The sequence below is a fragment of the Haloferax sp. s1 genome (assembly GCF_058382125.1).
In genome coordinates this window covers 1-2157 of record NZ_JBZRPK010000231.1, presented here as the reverse complement: position 1 = coordinate 2157, position 2157 = coordinate 1, and the positions used below count along the sequence as shown (strand labels likewise).

Sequence of the window (2157 nt, the reverse complement as noted above, 5' to 3'; positions counted from 1 at the left end):
GCGCTTCGGTAAAATCGATCCGCAGGTGCCCGAGGACGAGCGGTACAGGCGGGCGTGTCTACTCGGTCTGGGTCACTCCCAGCGTATCTACACCCCGACGCGACTCAAGTACCCGATGAAGCGGGTCGACTGGTCGCCGGACAGTCCGAACCCGCAGGGCCGCGGTGAGGACGCGGAGTTCGAGCGCGTCACGTGGGACGAGGCGTTAGACCTCGTCGCAGAAGGGATGACCCGCGTCAAAGACACGTACAGTCCCGAGAGCGTCCTGTTCCACGCTGGCTCCGGGAACTACGGGATTAACAGCACCGTCGAATCCCGCCTCGCCAACCTCTTCGGTGGGTCGACGCCGGGGTGGTCTATCGACGCCAACGTCGGCCGCGGGTTCAACAGAATCACTGGACACGGGTACTACCTCCCGCAGACGAACGAGTCCGAAGACTGGGAGAACGCGAAGACGTTCATCGCTTGGGGGACCGATATCTTCTCCAGCCAACTCCAGATGGACGCGTCGAAGCTCCTCGATATGAAAGAACAGGGCGGAAAGCTCGTGGTCGTCGACCCGGTCTACACGACGACCGCGTCGAAGGCCGACCTCTGGTTACCCGTCAACCCCGGCAAGGACGTACACCTCATCCTCGGGATGATGAACTACGTCCTCGATATGGGACTCGAAGATGCCGAGTTCCTCCGGAAGCGGACGACAGCGCCCGCACTCATCGGCCCCGACGGAACGATGCTCGACGCGAAGGGCGTCATCGAGGGCGTGACGGAGTCGAAACCGGTGGGCGTAGACGAACAGACCGGGGAACTCGTCGCGCTCGAACCCGAGACGCCCGGTTCGTACGTCCTCACCGGCACGTACACAGTCGACGGGAAATCGTACGAGACGGCGCTGTCTCGACTCAAGGGACACGTCGCCGACTACCCCGTCGAGGAAATGGCCGAAATCAGCGGCGTGCCCGCGAAGAACATCCGGAAGGCTGCGCGGTGGCTTGCGACCCGTGGCCCCGGCGGTATCGCGCCGAGTTACGCAATCGGCCGGTACATCCACGGCCACGTCTTCGGGCAGGCGTACGCGATTATGCTCGCGCTCACCGGCGACTACGGGAAGCACGGAAACGTTCACGCCCACCACCCACTCGGCGCATCGCTCGACACCGGTGGGTGGGGGTCGCCGGACGATGCGCCCGGTTCGAAGACGCTCTACTTCCACGAGTACGCCGACGCGATGCTGAACGGCGACCCGCGACAAATCAAGGCCGTCTACTCCATCGAGTCGAACATGCTGGGGAACCAGTTCCCCAACCGCCAGCGCCACCTCAAGGGTATCGAGAATCTCGATATGTTCGTCGTCGCAGACATCCACCACACGCCGACGGTCCAACAGGCGGACATCATCCTCCCGGCGGCCCACTGGTTCGAGACCGAAGACATCGTCTCGTCGTGGGGGTCCCACCCGCACATCACCTATCGACACAAGGTCCAAGAGCCGCTTTGGGAGTCGCGCGACGACTACTATATGATTCGCGACCTCGCGAAGAAACTCGGCTTCGGGGACTACTTCCCGGAAGAAAAGCGGGAGGTCCTCCGGACGATGTCGGATGGCGACGACCGGTTCGACTTCGACGAACTCCGCGAACGGGGGACCGCACACCTCGGGACGCCGACCGTCAAGTACACCGGCGAGTTCCCGACTCCGAGCGGCCGTATCGAACTGTACGACGAGGACGCACCCTCGGAGAAGGGCGTCGACCTCCAGTTACCGAAGCCCATCGAGTCGCGGACGGCCGAGGACTACGAGGGGGCCGACGAGTACCCACTCATCTTCATGCAGAAACACGGGCGGTTCCGTCTCCACTCGCAGTTCGAGTATCAGCAGTGGATTCGGGAGATTAACCCGGAGCCACAGCTCGACATTCACCCGAAAGACGCCGAAGCGCGCGGTATCGAGGACGACGACTACGTTCGCGTCCACAACGACCGCGGCGAGATGGTTGTCAAAGCGAAGCTGAACGACGCGATGAAACCCGGTCTCGTCAACACCGACCAGGGATGGTGGACACGGGATTACGTCCAAGGACACCACAACCACCTTACGCACGACGATGTGAGCGACGTCGGTAAGACGTTCCCGTTCTACGACGTGCGCGTCGAGGT

At 62.8% G+C, this 2157-nt stretch carries 1 protein-coding gene; it reads left to right on the top strand.

Translation table 11 applies throughout. The features are described 5' to 3' along the window. Positions 1-2157 (top strand): molybdopterin-containing oxidoreductase family protein (locus QT222_RS02060; RefSeq protein WP_491476150.1); only part of this gene is annotated, 2157 nt, incomplete at both ends.